This window comes from Luteolibacter flavescens, from assembly GCF_025950085.1.
GTDB lineage: Bacteria > Verrucomicrobiota > Verrucomicrobiia > Verrucomicrobiales > Akkermansiaceae > Haloferula > Haloferula flavescens.
The window spans coordinates 145,795-169,732 of sequence record NZ_JAPDDS010000011.1; the positions used below are offsets into that span (position 1 = coordinate 145,795).

Here is a 23,938-nt window from a genome sequence, read left to right on the forward strand (position 1 = left end):
GTCCGGCAGCCCCTTGCACGGACCCTGACGAAACCATGAAACACGCCCTCATCCTCCTCCTCGCGACCTTGTCATGGTTGCTACCCGCCGCGGCACTCTCGCCGCTCCCCTCCTCGATGACGATGGATGGCGGGAGCATGACCTGGTCGCCCAGCCCGCGGATCTTCTACGCGACGAGAAACACCGCACGCCCTGTTGAAAACAGCCTCCAACCACTTGCCGAAGTCCTGGCCGGCGAACTGGAAGCGGTGACCGGGGTGAAGCCCGCCATCCTGCCACTCGGTGGCGGAAGCACACCCGGCAATGGCGACATCTCGCTGGAATTCGCCCCTCTCACCGGGGCCTTCGCCGCCACCGAGGATCTGGAGGATCAATCCTACTCGCTGGTGGTCGCGAACTCGGTGACCATCCGCAGCCAGTACTACAAGGGCGTCGCCTACGGCACGGCCACGCTGGTGCAGTCGCTCGTGGAAAGCGGTGGCAGCTTCACCGTTCCGAAGGTGACCATCGCCGACAGCCCCGCCGCAGCCTATCGCTCGGTGATGCTGGATCTCGCACGCCAGCCATCCAGCCTCGGCACGGTGAAGGAAGTCATCCGCTTGGCGCGCCTGCACAAGCTGCGCTACTTGCACCTGCACCTCACCGACGACCAGCACTTCACCTTCCCCTTCCCGCCGGTCACGGACCACCTCTCCGGAAACATCCTTTATCCGCGCGCGGAACTGGAGGAACTGGTGGCATATGCCGATGCGCGTGGCATCACGATCATCCCGGAGCTCGATCTTCCCGGCCACTCCTCCCGCCTGAAGGAATCCGGCTACCTCAACCCCGGGGGCACCGATGCCGACGTGGCGCACCCTGACAACTACGCGAAGATCCAGGCGATCGTCGATGAGATGCTGGAGGTCTTCTACACCTCGCCTTACTTCCACATCGGAGGTGACGAATCCGGCGCGGGCAGTGCACTCATCCCCTTCCTCCGTGCCATGAATCTCCACCTCCGCAGCAAGCCCGAGGCGGAGCGCAAGCGCCTGATGATTTGGGAAGGCTTCCACGGCTCGCCTACGGTCGACCTTCCTGCCACCGGCCCGGATCGAGTGGTGATCTTCTCCTGGGAATCCAGTTACAATCCGCCGTGGGACCTGCTGAACAGCGGTTACCAAGTCATCAATGCCTCGTGGAAGCCGATGTACATCGTTGGCTCCGGAGCCACGAACCGCGGCCCGCACACCACGCAGCGCATGTGGTCGCCGGAGATCATCCACGGCTGGGACAAGGACACCTTCATGCACTGGGAGCCGGGCCGCCCGGTCTTCGAGGACGCGGGGCCATCCGACCCCAACAAGCAGGACGGGAAGTGGGATGTAAAGGCGATCGGCCGTGAAGCCCAAGTGCTCGGCGGTCAGATGCTGAGCTGGGAGCAGAATGAAAAGACAATCCTGAGGGACCTCCTGCCGCGCCTTCCCGCGATGGCAGACCGCTTGTGGAATCCCGTCGGTACCGAAAACTACCCTGCATTCGCGGAGCGGCTGGAGTCGGTGCGCGAGCGCGTGCTGACCATCGTCCAGCCGGTGGAGATCCTGCCCGCCGATACGGACCCCGGTTCGCCCCTCTCCGCCGACTACCGTTCGTATGCCGGCAGCCAGGTCGCGATCACCCTGCGCAACCGCACGAAGATCCCCGGCACGATCCGCTATGAAACTGGCGGCTTCAACAACAGCCGGACCACCACGGACTTCCACATGGTGCCGCAGACCACCGCGGCCAGCCCCGCTTACAGTGGCCCGATCACTCGCAGCGGCGGCTTCGGCATCCGCGCCCGCCTGCATCGCCCGGACGGCACGCCGGTCGAGGGACACGATTGGCAACACTACAACAACTGGCAGAACGTCGTCCGCGTGACCGAATACGAGGTCCCGCGCAAGCCGCTCGCCGTGGTGCCGGACTTCGCCTCCTACACCTCGGACAAGATCCTGCGCAGCTACGATCTGCCAGTGCTGCGCGGCCCCTACGTGCTCGACCGGGTGTATGGCCAGATGTTCCGCGCCACCCTGAGCGTGCCGGGAACCGGTAGCTATGACCTCTCGATGCAGACCAGCGACGGACGCTCGTCGGTTTACATCGATCGCAACAGGAACGGCATCTGGGAGCCCACCGAAAAGCTCATCGCGGACTCGCCAGGGAATGACACGCCGGTCCACGTGAACGTGCAGCTCGAGCAAGGCGACTACCAACTCCGGGTCGATCACGCATCCGGAGCCATCGGCCCCATCCTGTGGCTGAAGCTGAACGGACCCGGCACCTCGGGAGCGAAGGATGTGACCGATTACCTCTCCCTGCCCATCGATGCGAACGCACCGCCCGCCACCCCGCAGCTCACGTACCCACTGAATGGAGCCACCGGCTACAGGTCCTCGCTGCCGCTTTCGTGGACCTCCGCCGGTGCCGCCAGCTACAGCGTGTATCTCTGGCCGCAGGGCAGCCCGAAGCCCGCCACCGCGACGGCCGGCGGCCTGACTACAGGCCAATACGCTCCGGCAAATCTCAGCGCCGCGACTACCTATCGCTGGACGGTGACGGCCACGAATCCGAACGGCACCGTCGAAAGCAGCGAGGCCACCTTCACCACCGCGGACAGCCAAGGCCCAGCCGCATCCATCGGCTGGAAATATCTCGGCCTCGGAGGCATCAGCCTAGCCGCCTCCGATCTCGCCGGGGCACCCGGCTACCAGCAAGTCTACTGGAACAACCACCAGGGATCCGGCCAGGCACCCGGCTCCGTGCCCCTGGTCCTGAAGGACAGCGACGGTCAGGCAACCACGGCCCGCGTGACCTCCTGGACGCAATCGTCGAACAACAGTTGGAAGCACGACGATGGCAGCACCCCGGACCGAGCGCTGACCAACGACTTCGCCAACCGCGAGGCGGCCATCACCTTCACCGGCATCCCCTACAGCGGCTATGACGTGGTCGTCTACTACGGGAACAACGAGGGACCTAGTACTTCCACGCTGCATGCGGGGAATCGCTCGCGCACCATCCGGACAGGAAACACTGCGCAGTCCTTCCACGCCCATGTCGGCTACGTGGAGGGCACCGATGCGAGCGCGGCGACGCCTTCGAACTACTCCGTCTTCGAAGGTCTCAGCGGCCAGACCCTTGTCGTCTCCCTTTCCGGAGCGAACAACAACGGCATCTCAGCCATCCAGATCATCGAAGGCGAGCCCGTGCCCGAAAGCACCACCCCGGCCACCCCATCCCATCCTGCTAACGGATCCTCCGGGATGAAGCCATGGCAACCGCTGGCGTGGAATGCCGGTGGAGCGGGCGAGACCGGCTACGATGTCTATCTGTGGAAAGACGGCGAAAACAAGCCGGGGTCGCCCACGGGCAGCACCGATGCGATCCGCTTTCACCCCCACACCTATCTGGAGGCAAGCCGGGCCTATCGCTGGCAGATCGTCACCCGGCTGCAATCGGGAGGCACGCTGACGAGCGGCGAATTCACCTTCACGACCGGCACGCTCGCCGGGGAACCGCCCTTTGACGTGTCACCGGCGGCACGCGAGCCTCGCACCGCCGGGGTCGAGGCGATGAAGGGCATCGCCGCACTGGTCAGCCCGGACGACGAGTCACGCCGGATTCCGGACGGGACACGCCTCGCTTTCTTCGGAGACTCGATCACGGATGTCTTCACCTACTTCGACGGCATCGCGGATGCACTCCAGCAGGCCTCGGATGCAGACCCCGATTTCCCGGAGGTGACCATCCTGAACCGGGGCATCAATGGCGCCACCTCCGACGACCTGCTGAATCTCCCCGACGGCGACCAGTTCTCCGGAGGCAGCGGGCCGAATCCCCCGAGACCTTTCGCCGCCCAAGTCGATGCAGATCTCGCCGCTCTCCCGGATGGAGCGAAATACGTCGCCGTCATCCAGATCGGCATCAATGACGTCTATCAAGGCGACAACACTTCAAAGGCCACCTACAAGGCGCGCCTCGATGCAATGACCGCCCATGTGCTCGGAAAAGGTCATCACGTCGTGCTCGTCTCGCCCACGGTGATCGGGGAGTCGCCCATCGCCGACATCACGAATGACGGGCGCTACGATGACGCGGGCAACCAACTGCTGAACCAATACGTCGAGGCCCTGGAAGAGATTGCCACCGCGCGCGGCATTCCCGTCGTGAACCAACGAGAGGCCTACCTGAACCTCTACCGAAACGAGAACGTGGCCATCGCTACCGATGCGGCCGGGACCGTGACCTATCCGGCGACGACAGGCATCCTCAATTCCGATGTCGTCCACCCGAATGCCCGTGGCAAGGCCCTCAGCAGCGAATTGGTCGCGCGGGGAATCGCACAACTTTTCTCCGCGGTGGCAGCACCACCCGCGCAACCCTCGCCCGCTGACGGTGCTGCCCGGGTTCCTCTGAATCCGGATCTCTCATGGAACCCCGTGATCGGTGCCACCAGCTACGACGTCTATTTCTGGACCGAGGGAGAAAGCAAACCCGCCGCTCCCACCCACACCGGAGCGACCGCAACATTCTCGCCGGGATTGCTGCCGGTGGGCACCGCGTTTCATTGGCAAGTGGTCGCACACACGGAGGGCTATTCCTTGACCGGCCCGGTCTGGACATTCACCACCCGTGCCGCACTCCCGGCCACCATCGGCTGGAAATACGTCGGGTGGAGCGGGGTCCCGCTTCCTGCATCCGCATCCGCGGGAGCACCCGGCCATGAGCAGAGCCAGTGGAACAATCACGCAGGCTTCGGCCAGGGTCCCGGCTCCGTCCCCTTCCCGCTGGTGGATGGCACCGGTGCCGCCACCACGGCCAGCATCACGGCATGGACGCAATCGCAGGACAACAGTTGGCACCATGGCCAGACCGACACGCCGGATGAGACCCTGCTCAATGACTTCAACGACCGCGAGCCCGCCATCACCTTCTCCGGCATCCCCTACGAGACCTACAACGTGGTCGTTTACTACGGGAACAACGAGGGTCCTAGTACTTCGACCCTAAGCCTGACAGCACAGGACAATGCGACCATCTCCCGGACGATCACCACGGGCAACACCTCCACATCGTCCCATCGTGGTGTCGGCTATGTCGAGGAAACGGGGGCGAATTCCGGCCCCACGAACTACACCGTCTTTACCGGCGTCTCAGCACCGCAACTCCGCATCGCTCTCAGCGGGGCGAACAACAATGGCATCTGCGCCATCCAGATCGTGGAAAGCTTTCCACCGCTGGAAGGATTCACCGCATGGCTGGCAAACACTCCCGGAGCGGGATCCGGCCCGGAATCGAACACCGATGGTGACGCGTGGCCGGACTTGGTCGAGTATGCCCTAGGCGGCGACCCGGCCACCGGCGTGGCTCCCGTGGGCCTGCCCGCGCTCTCCACCACCTCCGGCACCGTCTCCCTCAGCTACCTCAGGCCACTGGACCGCGGCGACATCCTGTACGAGCTTCAAGGCAGCACCACCGGCCAGCTCTGGCACCTCATCTCGGACATTGCCCCCGTGGTCTCCTCGCAGGACGGCATGCAATCTGTCACCTACCCCGACCTACGGGGCACCGCAGATGTCCCCGGCCTCGCCTCCAGCCTCACCGCGTTCTTCCGCCTGCGGTTCACCCTGCAGTGATGCGGCCCGGTTTCACGCCGTGAATCTCCGGGCATGCTTGGCTTCGTGACTCCTCCCGTGGGCTTCCTGGATTTTTCATGGCTCCACCCTCTCTTCCTGCCTGGCCATCAGCAGCCATCAGACCGACCCCACGCTCAAGCAGATCCCTTCGACCTGCCGATGACTTTTCCAATCACCCCGAAGGCGACCCAGAAGGGAAAATAGTAGAGAAGGATGTCCATCCCACCATCCTCACATCACCCCGAATTTCCCCTCGATCCTGCACTTCGCCCCGGAGAACCGCCACCACCAACACATAAATCACTGGAGCATAGGAGATTCGAACTCCTGACCTCTTCATTGCGAATGCTAGAACGCCTAACTTTATATCACTCATTTTCAATTATCTAGGACACCATCACCTCAGAAACGCTTGCCGGTTGCCACCGCGGTTGCCAAAAACGCACCGTGGCACGTCCCAAGAAGGTAATTGTCTTCAAGCTGTCCTCGTTCAAAAACCGGGGCGGTACAAAGTCGTGGCGGGTGACCGGCACCAAGCCTGACGGTACTCGGGTACGTCAAAACTACTCGGACAAGTCCGAGGCGGTCCAAGCGATGGCGGACTTGGAAGCGGATGCGGCCGGGAGACCGGAACATCGACGAGCCCTCCGGACTTCGCTCACGGTCGAGCAACTCGCCGACGCTGAGGCCGCGATCCAGCATTGGGGCGGCGACGGCATTTCGAAGGTGGTGGCACACTACAAGGCGCTGGAACGACGAGCGCTAGCGAAAGGCGCGAGCCTCGACGATGCCTTCGCGTTTTTCGAGGCCCGCTTCCGTTCGGAGACCAAGGCGATCAGCATCCTCAATGCCCGGACCGAGTTTCTCGCCAGCCGCATCGGGATCGAGGAGAGCACCCGACAGAATTACGAGGGCAGCCTGAAGCTGTTGCTGAAGCCCGACCCCAACAAGCACGTGCATGCGGTCCGGGTGTCCGACCTCGAGAAGATCCTCTCCCGCTTCACCAACATCAGCTCTCGGCGCAGCCACCGGCGGATCTTCTCGATTTTCTTCAACTGGTGCGTCCGCCACCACTACTGCATGGAGGATCCCTGCAAGCGGCTCGACAAGTTGCCGAAGGACACAAGCAAGATCGCAATACTGTCCTTCGACGAGGTGAAGCGCCTCCTGTCTGCCGCACTTCGTTATCAGGACGGAGCCACTGCCGCGGCCGTGGCGATTTCCTTGTTCGGCGGCTTACGCCCCAGCGAGGTGGCCGACCTCAAGGAGGAGGACATCACCGCCGAACGCATCCGGGTGACTGGCGGCAAGCTCCGTCGCACGCTGAAACGCTCGGTTCCCATCCCCCCGGTTCTCGCTGCGTGGCTGAAGCTTTACCCGTTCAAGGGATTGCCGGCCGGCTGGAACTACAAGCTGAAGGTGCTGAAGGCCGCCACCGGCGCAAAGCGCTGGGTTCCCGACATCATCCGCCACACGTCGATCACGTTCCAAGCTGAGCGTGACAAGGACGAAGGGCTGACCGCCTTCAACTGCGGCACCTCCAAGGCTATGATTGACCGCCATTACCGCAACACGGTGGACGACCTGAAGCTCATCGACCAGTTCTGGAAGCTTTCACCCGACGTGATCCAAGCGGACAAGAAACTGAGAGTGACACTCCCAGTTCAAGAGCGGGCCACCTGGCCCTCCAAGGCCGAGCTTTCCAGATTGGTCTGGAGCAAGCCCATGATGCACGCGGCAAAAGAAATCGGGGTATCGGATGTCGCGCTCAAGAAGCGGTGTGTCCGCCTAGGCGTCCAGCTGCCGAAGCGCGGCCAATGGATCAGCCGTTCCAAGGAAAATTGTTCTTGATTCAGAATTCTGATCTGCGACTCCTCGGGCGGAGCTTCGCTTGGCGAATGACTCCCATCCACATATAGCTCTGAGCGAATCGGGCACTTAGGCACACTCCGCCGCTTCCGCCAATTTTCTTCGCTCAATGAGTTTCGCACCGGTTCCGGTGCCAGTGACACGCTCGCGTGTTGCGAATCCATAGCTTCGTCTTCGGGACGATCTGGTCCGACGGGACAGGGTTCAGTCCTCGCCCCTTTGAGCCGGATCAGGCCCGGACCGTTGCTCCGCCAGGCCTTGGTCAAACCGCGTACGTGCGCGTGCACGTACGCACGATGACCCACACATCAGACCCACATTTTTATGTATTCCGATTCCTTCAATCCCCTGCACGTCGACCTGATGCCGGTCGACCACCTCGCCTTCGCAACCGATCTCCCGGTCTCGCCGAAGCTGGTCGAAAACCCTGCCGCCTTCCTTCAGAACGCTGGTTTGGATTTCAACGACATTGACTTGAAGCCCGCCCTCCGGCACCGCCCCGTAACCCTTTACCTCGATCTGCTCCGCAAGGGGACGATCAAGCTGAAGATCGTCCAGGACGACCCTGGCAAGTACGCGCTCCGGGGCGTCCGTTTCAATCCTGGGAAGCTGTTCCACCACCACAATGGCCGGATCCTCGAAAGCCGTGAGGCTATTGAATCGTTCGGCATCCTGCGCGAAGTGGTAGGGCCCCTTCTCGCCAAGCCCTCCGACGCGTCCCTTCTCATCCCGGGATGCCGCTCGGACAGCCCGTCATTCTGGAAGGAAATCGAGATCGTGATGCACCTCGATGACCCGGACGAGGTCGTCCTCGCGGCGCTGCGGAACATCCGCCACCCCTCCATCCGCAAGAAGGCTTCAACCTTCGAGGGAGAATCCATCACCCTCGGCACCCGTCGCGGTGAACTCATGATCAGCGCTTATCGCAAGGATCTCCAGATGGATGAATTGCGCCGTTTTGCGGTCGCCAACTTTCCCAAGGTGGTGCGGATCGAGGTCACTCTCAAGAAGGGGAAGCTCTTGGATTACCTGGGGAGCGCGGGGAATACCCGCCGCATTGCGGGCCAGCTCCGGCTTGTCGGGTTCCGGGGAGCGGGGCTCCTCCAAGCGCACAAGACCATCATGGATCAGCTCGAGGGGCTCTCGCCCGTCACCGCCGACGAGAGCCTCCCCGGGGACAACAAGGTCGCGCACTTCATCGGCATGCTCTCCCTCCGCTACGGGGAATCCATCGCAGCCCTGCTTGACAGCTATGACCACCGCTTCAAGCCGGGGGCTGAAACGCTCTGCAGGATGAAGAGATCCGCGCTGGATGAAATCTCGCGCCATCCGGGTGCGGCCCCTGATCTCTTCTCCCCTGCCAACTACGAGAACCAGCCCTGCCTTGTGGTCCCTAAGCTCGAAGAGCCGCCCTATTCGCAGAGGGTCAGCCCCGACGTGCTTGCAGACATCGAGAAGACCTACGGCCCCCGCCGCTGAGCCAGAGCCGGTAGCCGCAGTTCCCCGGCAGGCGTGAAGCCCTCTTTGGCTCATCCGCAGGAACCGCGGCTACCGATCTCGGGGCGCAAGATTCCCAAACTCAAGGTCCACTTTACATGAACCCCAGCGATTTGCCCGACAACCTCTTCAGCAATCCCCCTCCGATCCCGCCTGACGCCCTCCGCCTCCTCCGCAGCTTCAACTACGGCACCCTCGGTGATGGCAACGCCACCGCCGGGATGATCGCTCTTGTATCGATGTGCTGCACGCTGGCCGCAGTTGCCGGCCCCGGGGCGGCGATCACTTCCGACATGGATGGCAACTTCCCGGTGGGGACCAACTTCCTCACCGCCGGGTCACTGGCGGTGGAACAGGTCGGGTCGCAGGTCCTAGGACCTCTCCGCATGCTCCAGAACTCCCTTTCGGGAAACGCCATGGACGCGGCGGCGAAGTCGAACCACTACCTGACCAAGAAGTTGAATGCGACGGTGGGGCCGGCGAAGTCCCCGATCTCCCCGGACCATCTGGCGACGGCCAAGGACTCGATGCTCCTCGACTCCCTTAAGCCTTCGGACTTCGATGGAGATGGCTTCCGAGGAGGGGCGGCAAGCCTACTCCGCCGGAAGGCATTTAGCGGAGGTGCCGAGGTGCTGTATCGCCCAGGCTTCTACTTCGAGGGCCTTAACGCGGAGCTGCTCTCCAGCCAGCTCGTGCACTGCCACATGCAGCACCCGCTGGTTCACGTTCCCATCAGCGACCTCACTCAGCTGTCCCGGCTGGAAGGAACCTGCCTTGGCATCATGGACGGCTGCTCCCTGCCCATCAAAACGCCGATGCACATCAAAGGCTGCGTGATCGCCCGCACGTCGGTCGAAGTGCTGAGTCGCTTCGTCGAGTCACGGGACAACGCCAGCTGGCCCTACCGGACTCTGTGGCTCGTCGAAGAGCCCCTTGGGCCACTCGCCTCGCAAGTCGCCAATCAGGTCCGCCTGGACCGCATGCAGGAGCGCTACGCATCTGCGTTGGAGTCGCTCCTTACCAACCGGCTCGGCGAAGGTCCGGCTCCCACGGTTGCGGGAGACATCTTCCTCGGGCAGAAGCGCGTCGTGAAGCACCTCGTGCAGCTTGAACGGGATCTCCCCGGCGTCGCAGGCGCGCTAAGGAACCTCTTCCCTACGCTGTTCTTCGGAATGAAGCACATCGTCGACAGCGCCCAAGCTCCGAAAGGCTTCTCGTGGTACCTTGATTCGATTGCCTCGTTGGCAATTTTCCTCGCCGACCGCATGGTCCACTCGTTCAAGCGGATGCGGCATGCCGAGTTCCTGGCACACAAACAGAAGCTCGCAGCATCCATCTGCCAGCGGCTGCAAAGAGGGCCCCTAACGGTGACCGCGCTCTGCCGTAGCCACAACAGGCTCCGGGCGGACGTCTGCCGCGAGGTGCTTGAGGACCTTCGTGCCGCCGGAGCCGTTACCCTCGAAGGCAATCTGTGGCAGCTCGCCGACAGCCCCCGACTTCCCTACTCCCGCCCCCCGGTGATCGATGTCGGTTAATCTGATCGCTTGGAACATGGCGGCTGAGAGCAAGGATCCGATGCGCGCACTAACCGGGCTGCTCCACCGCTTCCCGGAGCACGACATGTCGCGCTGCCAGTTGGTCGCTTCACTCCTCCTCACGATATGGCAGCTCGGAGGGGAGACTTTTTCCCCCTCGCCACCATCCTTCGTGCTCGTCAACGCGAACGAGGAGAAGGACGCCGTCTGGCAGGCACTGACCGGGATTCTCCGTTCCCAACTGGCTCCGATCAAAGCGACACCAAACGAGCCGGAACCATTTAATCCCAACAACATCTTCCGAGGGAATCCCGTAATGAGCCGGAGGACGATGCTGGCTGCGATTGCCACGCGCGCGAAGCTGGTGAAGCAGCGCCTCCCACCCCACGTGATCGACATTCAGTTGAAGAAGTGGCTGGCAGATTGGCACCAGTGCAAGCCGGAGGTCTTCCCGGCCCTTGAGATCAACCACTACAACAAGGCCCACGACCCGGATTTCGGATGGGTCACCCAAGCCGACGATCACATCTCCCTCCTGATTCACGGGCCGAAGAGCGAAGCCGAACTCCGTCGCGACCTGCAGGACAAGCAGTCGAAGCTCCACATTCCCCAAGGTGTCTGCGACGACCTCAGCCGCGGGAACAAGAAGCTCGCGCTGATCGGAAGGATCACAGGCGAGAGCTGGGACACTTTCTTGGTGGACGGGTTGCTTGGCGGCCCCTTTGCCCGTCGTATTCCTCCCCCACCTGTCAGCACCGCCCGTGGCCGGGCCGCACCCGGATGCCGGCATCCTGAATTCCATGGTGACCTACTTCACCCGGCATCAGCGCAACCACTGTCCGCCCGCGAGGGCTGACCTTCACCTCATGCGGATGGACGGGGAACCCGAGATCTACGCCGACCTGATCCTGAAGTTGTCAGCCGGCCTACCGGGCGACCGCCGCTTCGGCATCCAACTGCTTCTCCGCGAGCTTCAACTTGTGATCCCGCGGCTCTGCTTGTGGCTGCCCACCGAACAGCAACCAAACACCAGCCAGGTGGAGGCCCTTCATTACCTGGGTCGCGACCTCTATGTCACCGCTCTCCGTGGAATCGCTTACGGGATGGCGGCGCTTGGCTTCCACGGCATTGGGGTCAGCCTTGGCGATGACCGGCCGGCAGCCACGCAGATCCTGACCCACCTGAGGACCGCAGGGCCTTGCAGTCGGCGCGACCTCCAGCGCAAGCTCTACAAGCTGGACAAAAAGGAACGCGACCGCCTACTGGCCCGGCTGGTGGCGGCATCGTTGATTTCCTCCACGGGAAAGGATGTCGAAGCGGTGCCGCTCGGAGACTTCCTCATCGGGATTCCGGGCAGGTCAAGATTCCCCTCCCCCTCCCTCGCCACGACTCCCGCTTACATGGCAGCCATAGAAGCCGCCAAGGCCTCGCAGGCGGATGCCTCAAAGTGATGGCACGATCCCGGGGATCCCCGCGGGCGAGCGAAGCTCGCGTCCGCGGGGGACTCCCCATCGCGAAGCTTTCTACCCACCCTTGACGCCGCGACTGATGCGACAGCGGTCCCGGGAAACAATCCCATTACAACCCGCTTCAACCTCGATAATTGTCGCGACTGTCAAGAGAAGTGCCCCACCCCACGGCAAGCCACGCACCCGGAGCCCAAAAATGGCACTGCACCCACTGCATCCGCACTGCATGGCTTGCTGCGTGAATGATTCTTACCGCCGCGCTTCACCGTGAGAAGTGTTCCAAGCAACCCTTCACACGCAATTCTCAGCCCCGGAGTGTCATTAGGATTTGAAATCCCCCGACATTTCCCATGCCCCGAACCCTCTACAGTCCGAGATTGTCAAACGACGTAGTGCGCGCCCTCTACCGGGAAGGACAACGTCGCCGCCTGCCCATGACGCGGGTCGCCGACGACCTGCTTCGTCAGGCACTCGCCGCCACCGACAGCGACCGCCCAGTGCTCCGCCTCTGCGAAGAGGAACCGGTGCGTGACCTCAACGTCGCCTGAAACATCCCCCACCCCACCCGGCGAAAGCCTCGGTCCTCCACGCGAGGTCCGGGGCTTCGTCGTTTCGGGGATTCACATTCCCAACCCACATCAACCCCAAAACCAACCAGCCATGGCCATCAAACTGATCGCAAACTACAGCAAGCGCCTGGGCCTCCCGGGCTACTCGTCCCACCAGTTCAGCATCGAAATCGAGACCGAACTGGTCACGACCGACGATGTCGCCGCCGAGTCGGCCCGCATCTACGAGCTGCTCCAGACCAACGTCGACGAGCAGATCCGCCAGACCGGCTTCGTGCCTCCCACCGACTACGGCATGGAGGAAACGCCGGCATCCCCGGCTAACATCGGCCGTACCAATGGTTCCCAGCGTCCCGCGGCATCGGCCGCTTGGAAGTGCACCGACAAGCAGCGCGAGCTGATTGAGAACCTCGTCACAGAGCATCAACTTGATAAAAATGAAGTCGATCATCTCGCCCGCCAGCGCTTCGGCAAAGGCGTAAGGGAACTCAACAAGGTGGAAGCCTCGGGGTTGCTGAACGAGTTGCTGGAGTCCCACAGCGGCCAGCAGCGCCCGGCCCCCAACGGCCGCCGCTCGGCCTACGCCGGGATCAATGGCAACACGGGAGGTAAGCGATGATCGCGTTCGCCAGCCCACCGGAGTCCACGACCCTCCCGGATTACATCAGTCCGTCGGCGGCGAAGTCCTATCTCGCGTGCTCGCTTCGTTTTTACTTCGAGCGCGTGGCGGAGATCAAAAAGCCGACCACACCGGCACTGCACCTCGGCAAGGCCGTCCACGCCGCGCTACAGGCCTTCCACCTGGCACGCTGGCGGGGAACGGACGACTCGCCCGAGGTGATCGCCTCCGCCTTTGAGGACTCGTTCCTCAAGCTGGAGCGTGAGGAAGGGCCGGTGCGGTGGAAGGAAGGCGAGCGGGAAAGCTGCCGGCTCGCCGGCCTGCGCGTCATCGCCGCCTACTTGGACTCCAGTGAAGTACTCCGTGGGAAACCGCGGGCAGTCGAGGTGCCGTTGACCGAGACCATCCCCGGGCTGTCGGTGCCGCTCACCGGCGTCATCGACCTCGTGTTGGAGAACTTCGCCCCCATCGACTTCAAGTCGGCGGCGGCGAAGCCTGACCCGCAGCACGCGGCCTTCGATCACGAACTCCAGCTAGTGGCCTACCAGCTCCTGCTGGAGGCCGCCATCGGTGAGAAGCCGCCGGCTCTAGACCTGGTCTACCTCGTGAAGACGAAAGTCCCGAAAGTCATCCGGGTATCGTCGCCACCGGCGGATGGCAAGCGCAAGGACCGGGTGGTCCGCCTGATCGACACCGCCGTCACCGGCATGTCGGAGGGGCGCTTTCATCCCCAGCCCGGCATGACCTGCATGAGTTGCCAGTTCCGCAACGAGTGCAAGCGGTGGCCGGGCATCATGGATGAAAGGAGGGCGGCCGCATGAAACCGCTCCTCCTGTCCTGCAGCATCGCGGCGCTCCTGTCCGCAGTCGGTTGCACTTCCTCGCCGCCGGCCGAAGTCATTCCAGTGGCCGTCACGGATACTGAACCGGTGGGCGAAGGCCTCAAAACGCTCGCCTACGCATTCTTGGGAGCCTCGGTCGTGCTCACGCTCGGCCGTCTGCTCCGCTAACCCGTCCCCGAAATGAACCCGCGTCCCTACATCGCGGTCTTCGCGGGCATCTCGATCACGGCGCTCACGCTCCAGATCATCGGCGACTTCTGGTTGCCGATGCTTCTGGGCGCGATCGCCACGGTCCTGATCGCCCGCTGGACCCGATAGTCCCACCACAAACGACGAAGCGCCCGCCCGGTCACCCTGACCCGGTGGGCGCTTCGTTTTCGTCCCCACCATCAACCCCAACAACCAGCCAACATGTCCAACAACCAATTCAACATCCCGCTCCTCGAAGCCGTGTGCCGCCGGGGCGTCCTTTGTGCCACCAGCGTCCGCTACTGGCGCGGTTGCAAGCGACTCAACGCCGAAGACCTCGGCCTTGACCCTGCCAACGTTTCCGACCGTCTCATCCAGCTCGGCCACAAGCGGCTCGTGCCACGTGAGGCCTTGGCAGCATTCGCGCTAATCGAGTCCCGCGCCCACGCCCTCGTGGAAGGATCATCGTTCCCGTTCCTCGGCGGGATTGCCCGCTTCGTCCCCAATCCCCGGCTCGCGGCCCTCAACGAAGGGCTCGACCGATTAAAGGAAGAGTTCCGCCAGGCGGTGCTCGACTTCGTCGCCGGCTACGGCCCGCTCCGGGATCGTGCCTTGGCGGAGTGGCGGGACGCCGCACAGCACCTCAACGGCAACGCGGAGAGCCTGCTCATCACCATCGAACAGGCGTTTCCGCCCCACGGCGACATCGCCAAGCGCTTCGGCTTCGAGTCGAAGTTCTTCCAAGTGGCGGCTCCGGAGAGCCTCCGCCTGGAGGTGTCGGAGTCCATCGAGCAGATGGAGATCGCCGACCAGCGCCGCCGCGTCGCGGAGGATGCTCAGCGCCGTCTCCAATCGGACCTCGACGGATTCATCCGGGAAAGCGTCACCACGCTCCGGGAGGAAACCGCCCGGCTTGCGTCCGACGTCCTCGCGACCATCGAGGGCAGCGACGGGGGCGTGCACCAACGCACGCTCAACCGTCTGACGACGTTCATCGACAGCTTCCGCACCTTGAACTTCGCCGGTGACGCCCAGCTCGAAGGCACCCTCGAACGCTTCCGCGAGCAACTGCTCACCCGGAGCGCCGAGGACTACCGCAACGACAGCGGCGCGATGACCAACCTGCGGGACGGCCTCAACCGTCTCCATGACGCCGCGCTCGCCATGGCCCGAACCGACGGCCGCGACGTGATCAGCCGCTTCGGCCAGTTCGGCGGTCGCCGGCTGGCCGTGGCGAGCTGAATGAACACAACCGACATGCCCTGCGGGAGCTTGCCTCCCGCCGGGCATCGTCTAACCAGAATCACCCCATATGCCATCCTCCCTCAACAGCGAGCAGCAGAAGGCCCGTGACGCCGTTCGCCGCGCAGTGAGCTACCTCCGCCAGTGCGGAATCCGGGTGCCCCGGTTCGTGCTCACGACGAGCTGGAGCCGCTCCGTCGGCGGCGCGGAAGTTGCCTTCGACGGCCGGATCTCCCGGATGAACATGGGGCGATATCCATCAGACTTCCTCCGCGACTGGCTGGCAATGCATGAGCTCGGCCACGTCCTCTGGAACGAGCACCGTCCCCTCCGCTGGAAGAGATTTCGCGAAGCCTTTGGAACTCCAGCTCCCGACAATTACGATGAACTCTACAGGAGCGAATCCTGGAAGACCGCCGCGACGCACCGGTTATCTTGGCTGCCGGGCATCCATCGTCCGCACGGCGAACCTTCGTGGTACGGAGCCCGTGCCGGAGGAGAGGAACGGTTTTGTGAATTGCTGGGCCTGCTTTACGCGAATGAAGACTTTGCCGAGGAACCGCCAGCCGACCTCGCCGACCTCTGGGAGGTCTGTTGGGACCACGGCCTTTGCCGGATGATCTGAACAACCCCACTCCCCATGCCCTACTCCCGCAAAGCCACCCGACAACCGCGCCGGCACTTCGTCGGGATCCGCGACCTCGACGAAGCGAACTGGAAAGTGACCAACGAGATGGCAGCCCTTCGCGTCTGGACCGATGAGCTTCACGAGGTGGAGGTTCGCCTGGTGCCGCTGTCGCTTGATTGCTACGGCTGGAATCAGGGGCACATCCACATTCCGCGGGTGTCAGGGGCTCAGCTGTTCGACTTGTGGCACGGCTTCCACACCCGCTTGACCGATATCCTTCGCCACGAGTTGGCCCACGCGGTCGCCGACATCCACCCGGACTTCGTCGACTCGTCCCGGTTCGTCCGCTGCTTCGGCGGCGGGCACGACGATGATGACCCCGTCCTTGAATACGATCCACGGCATCACGTCACCCGTTACGCCTCGGTGCGCCCGTGCGAGGACTTCGCGGAAATCTTCCACCTCTACCTGCGCCATCAGGGACGACTGCCGCAGCGGCTGGCGGTCAAGAAGCCGATCCTCAAGAAGTGGGAGTTCGTCCATCGCATGGCTGTACGCTTGGCGGCCGGTAAATGCGGCTTCTGACAAGCCCGCCGCCCACCCATCCTCAACGCCCGCTCGCCTTCCAGGCCGGCGGGCATTTTCGTCTACTGACCTTTCCATCAACCGACTGCCCTGAATCACCCGACCTGACTGCCGCCTCCCTGACCCGCCAGCTTTTCCAACTACGACCACTCCCACAACCACCGAATCCAAAGCCACTACCCAAAACGCCAAGCATCCATTCCCGAACCACCGCACGAAGGGCGGCTCCACTTACGGAGCCGCCCTTCGTGCGTCCCCCCTGAACACTGAAAACCAACCAACTCACATGTCCCATTTCACGACCATCCAGACCGAGGTCCGCGACCTCGAAGCCCTCCGCGACGCCTGCACCGAACTCGACCTCGTGCTCGAGTCCGGGATCATGTGCCGCGGCTATGCGGGGATCAACCGAGCCGCCCACCATGTGGTCCGGCTGAAAGGCCCTTACGATATCGCCGTCGATCCGTCCGAAGACGGAGGACGCTATGCGCTGACCACCGACTGGTGGGGCGGGCACGTCGAGCGCGAGGTGGGTGCCGGCTTCGGCCGTCTACTGCAAAGCTACGGCGTTCAGAAGACGATCCGGGAAGCCCGGACCCGGGGCCTTCGCTTCAGCCGTCAGATCGAGCCGGACGGCTGCGTCCTGCTCACCTTGGAAGGAGGTGCGCTGTGAGCCGCCGCATCCTTGTCCGGGTGTCGCCGACCGGAGACATCCAGGTGGAAGCGGAGGGCTTCCAAGGCAAGGGCTGCGAGGCATCCACCCGCGAGATCGAGCAAGCCCTCGGTAACCGCACCTCCCGCACGATCAAGCCCGAGCACCGGCACGGCGGCATTTCCGTCCAGCAACAGCAAACCCTCGGCGGGTCATGAGCTCGACACTCCGCTTCGACCAACAAGGAGGCATCGATTGCCTCTACACCGAGGCGGTCGATCTCCGCGCGCTCGGACGGCTCCATGTCGTCCGGGCGACCGAGATCGCCTTCGACCCGGAGGAACAGCGCTGGGAGGTCCGCGATGCGGCCTTCGGCAAGCTCCTCCATGCCGATCCCTCCCGCGCGGCCTGTCTCGCGTGGGAATACGCAAATCTGCAACCCGCCGGAACACCCGTGCCCCCAAACACCAACTCCAGATCCCGCTCCATCATGAAGAAGTCCATCATCGTCATCCTCGTCCTCGCCGCGGTGCTCGCCGCCTGTGGTCCCGACAAAGCCAAGCTCCGCGCCGAACTCCAATCCATCGACGCGGAGCTGGCGCAGATCCACGCCGTCGCCGAACAATACCGGGCTCGTATGAGCGCGGCGGAGTTCGACGCGTTCATCGGCTCCTTCGCCGCCGGATACGGTGCCGTGTCAGGCGACTACCAGCTTGCGGGCGACGGCGTCGGCACCGCGGTCGAGTCAGCCATCCAATACGACGCATCCAGTATCTCGCTGGACCAGCTCAAGCAGCGCCACGAGCACCTCGCCAAACGTCGCGAGGAAATCGTGTCGCAGCTCGACTGAAAGGCGTCAACGCCCTGCCCCCGGTCCTCGCGAGGACCGGGGGCTCTGTTTTCCAAACCAGTGAAATCCACCCGAATCCATGAATTTGATCACGTATTTACGCGCTGGGTATCCCGGCCTTGTTCTCGTCACACCTGAAGAAGCACGCGCCGAAGCCGAACTGGCCGCCGCCTGTGCCGAACTCCAACGCCACCTCCACGCCTGGTCGTCCACCGACGGCCTGGTCGATGTCCAATCCGGCCGCGCCACCCCGTGCCCGGATCCGCTGGAAGCCCTCATGCACGTCGAAGCCCTCTTCCGCCAGGAGGGGGAACGCCACGTCGTAATGCTGCGCGACCTCCAACTCCACCTTGAACAGAACGACCCGATGCTCGTCCGCCGGCTGAAGGATCTCCTTCGCCTCGCCAAGGGTGCCGGGCACGCGCTGGTTCCCACCGGTTGCCGCTTCAAGCTGCCGCCGGAACTCGAACACGAAGTCGCCGTCATCGACCTCGACCTGCCCGACCTTGGCAAACTCGGCGAGGTCCTCGACGGCATTCTCCGCTCCGCCGACCAGCAGCCCCTCCACGACGAAGTCCGTGAAAGTGTCCTTCATGCGGCCCTCGGCCTCACCACCGTGGAGGCGGAGAATGCCTTCGCGCTGTCCATGGTCGAATGCGGTCGCGTGGATCCGATCCTAGTCGCCCGGGAAAAGGCCCGCACCTTGAAGCGCGGTGGTCTCGTCGAAGTGATCGAGGCAAAACCGAACCTCGACGACATCGGTGGGCTCGACTCGCTCAAGCGCTGGCTGTCCCAGCGTCGCCCCGCATTCGGAGCCGCCGCTCGAGACTACGGGCTGCCGGTGCCGAAGGGGTTGCTCATCGTCGGCATCCCCGGCACCGGCAAGAGCCTCACGGCAAAAGCCACCGCCAGCGTGCTGCAGCTCCCCCTGCTGCGTCTCGACATGGGCCGGGTGTTCGGCGGCATTGTCGGCCAGAGCGAGGCCAACCTCCGTTCGGTCATCCGGACAGCCGAGGCCATTGCCCCTTGTGTCCTGTGGTTAGATGAAATTGAGAAGGGTTTTGCGGGGAGCACTGGCAGCGGAAGTTCCGACGGTGGCACCTCGTCGCGGGTCTTCGGCTCCTTCCTGTCCTGGATGCAGGAAAAAGAGAAGCCGGTGTTCGTGGTAGCCACGGCCAATGATGTGAGCCAACTCCCGCCGGAGTTCCTGCGCAAGGGCCGGTTCGACGAGATGTTCTTCGTCGATCTGCCTGACGCGAAGGAGCGCGAGGCCATCTGGAAGATCGTCATCGCCCGGCATCGGCGTGATCCGAAGTCACAGAGCATCGCCGACCTCGCCAAGGCGACCGACGGGTTCACCGGTGCGGAAATTGAAGGTGCCTACCGGGAGGCATTGCATGAGGCGTTCGCCGAAGGACGTGAACCGCCCCCCTCGGACATCCGCTCCGCCATTGCAGCCACCACCCCGGTGTCGAAGTTGATGGAGGAGCGCATCGAAGCATTGCGGAAGTGGTCGAAGGGCCGAGCCCGTGAAGCGGGAGTTGTCGGCAAGCCGGCACCAATGTCACAACGCCCGACGCGCCGGGTGCAGTCCCTGAACTGAGTATTTATTCGATAGGGAGGCTGATCGAGCTGCCACGGTGCCCGCCTGGTCTGTGACGGAACGTGTTGTCGCGAACCCCAAGTGGCCGTCTTGTGAAGGCGGCCACTTGTTTTCCCTCATCACCAAAGGTTCCGCGTGGAAGTCCGATCCGGGACCAGATCTCCGTTCTTGTCGACAAGCCGTTCGCCTTCGAAAATCCCAGAAGCCAGCGTTCATCAATCGTGAAGTTCCCCCTCCATCGATCCATCGGCTTCTTGGCTGGTCTGTACCTCCTAACCTTCCTTGCCTGGGCATGGTGGGATTCAAATCACCGAATTTCCTTCGCGCGAAAGGATGGGTGGGAGCTGCGCAGCCACTGCTCCGGGATCTCCGTGACGTTCACCACCAGACCGCGGTCGTTGGAATTTGGAAGCAGCCGGTTCGGCAGGTTCTCGTCTCGCTCAAGGTATTACTCTGTGCCACCCTCTCATCTACTGAGGGGCTCCGGAGTTCCTCATCCCTCGACCTCTTATGGATCTCTCATCGATGGTCGTAGTTACTGCTGGGATCGTAAAGAGGAGTTTTTACACCGGTCGACCCAAGACTGGACGCGCTTCATTCCATACTGGCAAATCTTCCTCGCAGTCGCAGTACCGTGGGCTGGGCTCCTTGTTTGGACCAGTCGCCACTCGGCTCCTGCGAACTTTGTCCGCCGCACCATTCACGTTTGGTCCGGACCGCTTGTCGTGTGCTGCGTCACGTTGGCTTGGTTGGACTCGGCCACCCGGACATCTCACGTGAGGATCGGTGATTGGGTGCTTGAAAGTTCGAATTCGGGATTCTCGATCTCTCGCACCAGCTTTGTGTGGTACGGGAGCGGGGTGGAGTATGGCCGCCATTTGAGGAACAAAGAATACGTATGCGCTTTTAGCTATCTGCCCGCACCGATGCTTGTGATAGGCCAGAACACGCCACCCCTGACCAATTCCATATTGAGCTATTCGATCAATGGGCAGGAGGTAACCCGCTCCTTCCGCGAGTATCTGGTGGCGACCTACAAACATCGGCCAAGACGCGATTGGGTGATGTTCGTTCCCCATTGGCTTATCCTATTAGCCACGATGCCGACGTGGCTTGTCTTCTTCATCTGGCGTCGACGACGCCAGATGGGAGTCTCTCCTGCGATCCCTGAACCCTTGGTCTAACGAGCTGTCCCGAAAGTTCGCAGCATCCGTCACGTGAGCGTGGCCGGCACCGATAAGGGCTTTGGGGAAAAACTCCGAGCCATCGATTGATCATCTCTCCAGCATCGTCGTCAGCCCAGCCGGGAGCCCATCCCGGGACTTCGTCCGCTTCAGTTCGGCCTGCGTGATTAGCCCCCGCTGCAGGCCTTGCAGTCCCGGCATCAATCCTGCCAGCCGAATGGCAACGCCGCCCGGATCACCCGCACCACCTCCACGAAGTCCGCTGGCGCACCGGTCAGGATGTTGCGGTTCAGGAACGCTTTCCACATCGCCTGCTTCAGCCGACCGAATTCGTCGCTCAACCCCGTGGGACATTCCTCGGGAAAAGCCGTGCCGCGGCGCTGGAAGGTGCCGTGGATGCTTGCCGCCAACTGGCTCCGATCAAGCTGATCGCCGGTCAGCAGGAAGTGCAGGTCGAAGAAGTCCTTCAGCCGGCTATTCTGGAGGTCGAGCACCACCAGCGCATCCAGTTTCTCCGCCACCACCGTCTCCGGCGGATAGACCCGGATCACCGGAGCCGGCAGGGTGCCGAGCAGCACCGGGAACTCGCGCTCCTGCGGTGGCGGATCTACGGCATCGCCAAAGCCGACGTCCACCTGGATGGGGATGCGGATGTTGCCCAAGCGCGCGGTCATTTTCACCCGGACTCCTCCATACGACGCGTCCTCGCGGATCGGCTCGGCCACCGGATCGCTGAACTTCAGGCCGTCGTCGGGAACCTCGGCGGCAACAATGCGCCGGAAAACTCCAGCCACACGCTCGGGTTCCGGAGTTCCGCGCCCGAGTAGATCGAGATCTCGTGTCGGCCGGCGGGTATCGCCACCCCAGACATGGTAGAGCATCGCGCCCTTAAGCACGAAAGCGGCCGCCTCTCCCGAAGCTTGCAAGCGAAACAGCAGGCGCTCCAAGCCGTACTGGACCAGCAAGGTATCGAAGACGACTCCGCGTTCCCGGCTGAGGTTGATCAGGCGCTGGCGGATCGATTCGACAAGTCCCTCGGATTTCATGAAAGCAGGCTCTCCAGGTAGGGCTTCATCACGCGCGTCATGCGGAATCTCTCCGCCAGCCGGTTGAGTTCCTTGAGCTGGAATCTCCGTCCCCTCCACGCCTCGCGAAGCGCCTCGATGGCCACGTCGATGCCGATCTTGTTCCGCTGGCGGAAGAGATCCACGACGGTGCGGGCGACCGAATAGACCGGCACCTTGGCTCCCTCGATCCCGTGCCATTGCAGTCCCTCGTCCAGCGCGTCCACCTGACAACGTACCACCCTCAGGGGCAGTGCCGCTTCCTCCGGTACACGGACCGTGCGAGGTAGGGTGATCCACACCTCTCGCGGGTTCTGAGTGGTCAGCCCGTGGAAAGCCAGCGCACTCAGGTGGCTGATCCTCGCCGACGGAATGCGGGTGACCACCATCACCAGCGTGTGGTTCTCGGTCGCGGGCACATCGGGCAGCGCGTAAAGTCCGCGCCCGATATGCACTACTCCTCCTTCCCGCGCTGCCCGACGCAGCGATTCACGAGAAATCCCCCGAGACTCCAGATCCCTGGAGCGCAGCACGGTGGCCCCTCCGAAGGCCCGAGCCAGCGGATCCATTTCGGACCGGCGATTTGCAGTCATTTTCAAAATGCACACAAAAGTTCACTATTGATTGCGTTTTGTCAAATTCACTTCGCTAAGCCCTCCGCAGGCAACCCACTGGAGGCAACACGTATGTGCAGAAATCTTGAACATCCGTGCGTTGGCGCGAGCCAGATCGGCCATGATCGAAATGGATGAGAACGGGTGATAAATGGATGGAATTGGGTGGAAATGGGGGTTAGCTTACCCCCGCGTCCATGCTCCCACCCCGAATTTCCGTCACTCAGGAAGTCCTCCGCCTGATTTCGCCCATCGACGAATTCAAGGGAGAGTGGCGCGTGATCAGCGGGCTTGGACCGGAGAGACTCCAGTCGTTGCGCCGGATCGCCACCATTGAAAGTGCCGGTTCGTCCACCCGGATCGAGGGCGCCCGACTGAGCGATCGGGAAGTGGAAGTCTTGCTTCGGGGGATCGGAGCCGAATCCTTCCAGTCCCGGGACGAAGAAGAGGTCGCCGGCTACGCCTACGTGGCCGAGACCGTCCAGGCGGCTCGGCAGGACCTTCGCCTGACCGAGGGGATCCTCCTTCAACTGCACCGCGATTTGCTCCGCTACAGCGGGAAGGACGAGCGGCATCGGGGAAGCTGGAAAACCCTTCCCAACCACGTCGCGGCTTTCGATGCCGACGGGCGGGAAATCGGGATCGTTTTCCAAACCACCAGTCCCTTCGACACGCCCCGGGCGATGGAGGAGCTGCTGAGTTGGCACCTCAAGGAAGAGCAGGAATTGGATCTCCACCCGCTGCTGCGAATCGCCGTGTTCGTCGCCGTCTTCCTCGCCATCCATCCGTTTCAGGACGGCAACGGCCGCCTGTCGCGGATCCTCACCAATCTTCTGTTGCTACGCGCCGGCTACGGGCATGCCGCCTACAGTTCGCTCGAAAGCGTCATCGAGCACAACAAGGAGGCCTACTACCTGGCCCTGCGCCGGACCCAGACCACCTTGACCAGCGGAAGTCCCGACTGGGAGCCCTGGATCCTGTTTTTCCTGCGGTCGATGAATTCCCAAGTGCAGCGCTTGCGGGAACGACTCGGGAAGCTGCCCGACGGATCGACTCCCGCCAGCCATCTTTCGCCCTTGGCGGAGAAGCTCCTGACGCTCCTCAACGAGCGGGGCACCTTGACGGTGGCCGAAGCTGAAAGCACGACCGGAGCAAACCGGAATACCCTCAAAGAGAAGTTCCGTGAACTGGTGGAAGCAGGTGCTGCCACCCTCCACGGCAAGGGGCGCGGTGCCCACTATCGGCCGGGGCGCGGAAGCTGAGGATTCCGT

21 protein-coding genes are annotated in these 23,938 nt (G+C 63.0%); 19 read left to right on the plus strand and 2 right to left on the minus strand.

Annotated features, from left to right (window positions below; all coding sequences use genetic code 11):
- The first annotated feature begins 35 nt into the window (after nt 1-35).
- From OKA04_RS18235 to OKA04_RS18320, 18 genes are all read left to right on the plus strand, one after another.
- Complete coding sequence (locus tag OKA04_RS18235) at nt 36-5,657, plus strand: family 20 glycosylhydrolase (protein ID WP_264502636.1); 5,622 nt, start codon at nt 36-38, stop codon at nt 5,655-5,657.
- A 447-nt stretch (nt 5,658-6,104) separates the two neighbouring features.
- Nucleotides 6,105-7,508, plus strand: a complete 1,404-nt coding sequence (locus OKA04_RS18240; RefSeq protein WP_264502637.1) for a hypothetical protein — start codon at nt 6,105-6,107, stop codon at nt 7,506-7,508.
- 342 nt (nt 7,509-7,850) lie between these two features.
- On the plus strand, nt 7,851-9,005 hold the full coding sequence (locus OKA04_RS18245) for a hypothetical protein (protein ID WP_264502638.1): 1,155 nt from the start codon (nt 7,851-7,853) through the stop codon (nt 9,003-9,005).
- A 116-nt stretch (nt 9,006-9,121) separates the two neighbouring features.
- Complete coding sequence (locus tag OKA04_RS18250) at nt 9,122-10,558, plus strand: hypothetical protein (protein WP_264502639.1); 1,437 nt, start codon at nt 9,122-9,124, stop codon at nt 10,556-10,558.
- Nucleotides 10,559-10,598: 40 nt separating this feature from the next.
- Nucleotides 10,599-11,414, plus strand: coding sequence for a hypothetical protein (locus OKA04_RS18255; protein WP_264502640.1), 816 nt, complete (start codon nt 10,599-10,601; stop codon nt 11,412-11,414).
- A gap of 16 nt (nt 11,415-11,430) precedes the next feature.
- On the plus strand, nt 11,431-12,009 hold the full coding sequence (locus tag OKA04_RS18260) for a hypothetical protein (RefSeq protein ID WP_264502641.1): 579 nt from the start codon (nt 11,431-11,433) through the stop codon (nt 12,007-12,009).
- A 368-nt stretch (nt 12,010-12,377) separates the two neighbouring features.
- Complete coding sequence (locus tag OKA04_RS18265) at nt 12,378-12,575, plus strand: hypothetical protein (protein WP_264502642.1); 198 nt, start codon at nt 12,378-12,380, stop codon at nt 12,573-12,575.
- 112 nt (nt 12,576-12,687) lie between these two features.
- The gene (locus tag OKA04_RS18270; RefSeq protein WP_264502643.1) at nt 12,688-13,215 is read left to right on the plus strand and encodes a hypothetical protein; all 528 of its coding nucleotides are present in this window, start codon (nt 12,688-12,690) and stop codon (nt 13,213-13,215) included.
- Complete coding sequence (locus OKA04_RS18275) at nt 13,212-14,036, plus strand: RecB family exonuclease (RefSeq protein WP_264502644.1); 825 nt, start codon at nt 13,212-13,214, stop codon at nt 14,034-14,036. Before OKA04_RS18270 ends, OKA04_RS18275 begins: the two co-directional genes overlap by 4 nt.
- A complete protein-coding gene (locus OKA04_RS18280; protein WP_264502645.1) occupies nt 14,033-14,224 on the plus strand; it encodes a hypothetical protein in 192 nt (63 codons plus the stop codon). The genes OKA04_RS18275 and OKA04_RS18280 overlap by 4 nt, the downstream gene beginning before the upstream one ends.
- Nucleotides 14,225-14,236: 12 nt before the next feature.
- The gene (locus OKA04_RS18285) at nt 14,237-14,374 is read left to right on the plus strand and encodes a hypothetical protein (RefSeq protein ID WP_264502646.1); all 138 of its coding nucleotides are present in this window, start codon (nt 14,237-14,239) and stop codon (nt 14,372-14,374) included.
- A gap of 93 nt (nt 14,375-14,467) precedes the next feature.
- Nucleotides 14,468-15,487 (plus strand): DUF3150 domain-containing protein, encoded by a 1,020-nt coding sequence (locus OKA04_RS18290; protein ID WP_264502647.1) that lies wholly within the window; start codon nt 14,468-14,470, stop codon nt 15,485-15,487.
- Nucleotides 15,488-15,557: 70 nt separating this feature from the next.
- Nucleotides 15,558-16,112: a hypothetical protein gene (locus OKA04_RS18295; RefSeq protein ID WP_264502648.1), complete on the plus strand. Its 555-nt coding sequence runs from the start codon at nt 15,558-15,560 to the stop codon at nt 16,110-16,112.
- 15 nt (nt 16,113-16,127) lie between these two features.
- Nucleotides 16,128-16,700, plus strand: coding sequence for a hypothetical protein (locus OKA04_RS18300; RefSeq protein WP_264502649.1), 573 nt, complete (start codon nt 16,128-16,130; stop codon nt 16,698-16,700).
- A gap of 286 nt (nt 16,701-16,986) precedes the next feature.
- Entirely contained in the window at nt 16,987-17,373 is a 387-nt protein-coding gene (locus OKA04_RS18305) for a DUF1257 domain-containing protein (protein WP_264502650.1), read from the plus strand.
- 20 nt (nt 17,374-17,393) lie between these two features.
- On the plus strand, nt 17,394-17,570 hold the full coding sequence (locus tag OKA04_RS18310; RefSeq protein ID WP_264502651.1) for a DUF2997 domain-containing protein: 177 nt from the start codon (nt 17,394-17,396) through the stop codon (nt 17,568-17,570).
- Entirely contained in the window at nt 17,567-18,202 is a 636-nt protein-coding gene (locus tag OKA04_RS18315) for a hypothetical protein (protein ID WP_264502652.1), read from the plus strand. Before OKA04_RS18310 ends, OKA04_RS18315 begins: the two co-directional genes overlap by 4 nt.
- 79 nt (nt 18,203-18,281) lie before the next feature.
- Nucleotides 18,282-19,805 carry an AAA family ATPase gene (locus OKA04_RS18320; RefSeq protein ID WP_264502653.1) on the plus strand — a complete coding sequence of 508 codons (1,524 nt, stop codon included), beginning with the start codon at nt 18,282-18,284 and terminating at the stop codon, nt 19,803-19,805.
- 1,384 nt (nt 19,806-21,189) lie between these two features.
- Here OKA04_RS18320 and OKA04_RS18325 read toward each other — a convergent pair.
- The gene (locus OKA04_RS18325) at nt 21,190-22,035 is read right to left on the minus strand and encodes a nucleotidyl transferase AbiEii/AbiGii toxin family protein (protein WP_264502654.1); all 846 of its coding nucleotides are present in this window, start codon (nt 22,033-22,035) and stop codon (nt 21,190-21,192) included.
- Complete coding sequence (locus OKA04_RS18330; RefSeq protein WP_264502655.1) at nt 22,032-22,622, minus strand: type IV toxin-antitoxin system AbiEi family antitoxin domain-containing protein; 591 nt, start codon at nt 22,620-22,622, stop codon at nt 22,032-22,034. Before OKA04_RS18330 ends, OKA04_RS18325 begins: the two co-directional genes overlap by 4 nt.
- A gap of 359 nt (nt 22,623-22,981) precedes the next feature.
- Between OKA04_RS18330 and OKA04_RS18335 the strand changes: the two genes are divergently transcribed.
- Complete coding sequence (locus tag OKA04_RS18335; RefSeq protein ID WP_264502656.1) at nt 22,982-23,929, plus strand: Fic family protein; 948 nt, start codon at nt 22,982-22,984, stop codon at nt 23,927-23,929.
- The last annotated feature ends 9 nt before the right edge of the window (nt 23,930-23,938 follow it).

Bases quoted from the DNA above. Each gene is read 5' to 3' on its own strand.
- OKA04_RS18320 (WP_264502653.1), top strand. From the start codon at position 18,282: ATGAATTTGATCACGTATTTACGCGCTGGGTATCCCGGCCTTGTTCTC.
- OKA04_RS18260 (WP_264502641.1), top strand. From the start codon at position 11,431: ATGGACGGGGAACCCGAGATCTACGCCGACCTGATCCTGAAGTTGTCA.
- OKA04_RS18265 (WP_264502642.1), top strand. From the start codon at position 12,378: ATGCCCCGAACCCTCTACAGTCCGAGATTGTCAAACGACGTAGTGCGC.
- OKA04_RS18280 (WP_264502645.1), top strand. From the start codon at position 14,033: ATGAAACCGCTCCTCCTGTCCTGCAGCATCGCGGCGCTCCTGTCCGCA.
- OKA04_RS18330 (WP_264502655.1), bottom strand. From the start codon at position 22,622: ATGGATCCGCTGGCTCGGGCCTTCGGAGGGGCCACCGTGCTGCGCTCC.
- OKA04_RS18235 (WP_264502636.1), top strand. From the start codon at position 36: ATGAAACACGCCCTCATCCTCCTCCTCGCGACCTTGTCATGGTTGCTA.
- OKA04_RS18285 (WP_264502646.1), top strand. From the start codon at position 14,237: ATGAACCCGCGTCCCTACATCGCGGTCTTCGCGGGCATCTCGATCACG.
- OKA04_RS18270 (WP_264502643.1), top strand. From the start codon at position 12,688: ATGGCCATCAAACTGATCGCAAACTACAGCAAGCGCCTGGGCCTCCCG.
- OKA04_RS18245 (WP_264502638.1), top strand. From the start codon at position 7,851: ATGTATTCCGATTCCTTCAATCCCCTGCACGTCGACCTGATGCCGGTC.
- OKA04_RS18275 (WP_264502644.1), top strand. From the start codon at position 13,212: ATGATCGCGTTCGCCAGCCCACCGGAGTCCACGACCCTCCCGGATTAC.
- OKA04_RS18255 (WP_264502640.1), top strand. From the start codon at position 10,599: ATGCGCGCACTAACCGGGCTGCTCCACCGCTTCCCGGAGCACGACATG.
- OKA04_RS18295 (WP_264502648.1), top strand. From the start codon at position 15,558: ATGCCATCCTCCCTCAACAGCGAGCAGCAGAAGGCCCGTGACGCCGTT.
- OKA04_RS18300 (WP_264502649.1), top strand. From the start codon at position 16,128: ATGCCCTACTCCCGCAAAGCCACCCGACAACCGCGCCGGCACTTCGTC.
- OKA04_RS18325 (WP_264502654.1), bottom strand. From the start codon at position 22,035: ATGAAATCCGAGGGACTTGTCGAATCGATCCGCCAGCGCCTGATCAAC.
- OKA04_RS18290 (WP_264502647.1), top strand. From the start codon at position 14,468: ATGTCCAACAACCAATTCAACATCCCGCTCCTCGAAGCCGTGTGCCGC.
- OKA04_RS18250 (WP_264502639.1), top strand. From the start codon at position 9,122: ATGAACCCCAGCGATTTGCCCGACAACCTCTTCAGCAATCCCCCTCCG.
- OKA04_RS18305 (WP_264502650.1), top strand. From the start codon at position 16,987: ATGTCCCATTTCACGACCATCCAGACCGAGGTCCGCGACCTCGAAGCC.
- OKA04_RS18315 (WP_264502652.1), top strand. From the start codon at position 17,567: ATGAGCTCGACACTCCGCTTCGACCAACAAGGAGGCATCGATTGCCTC.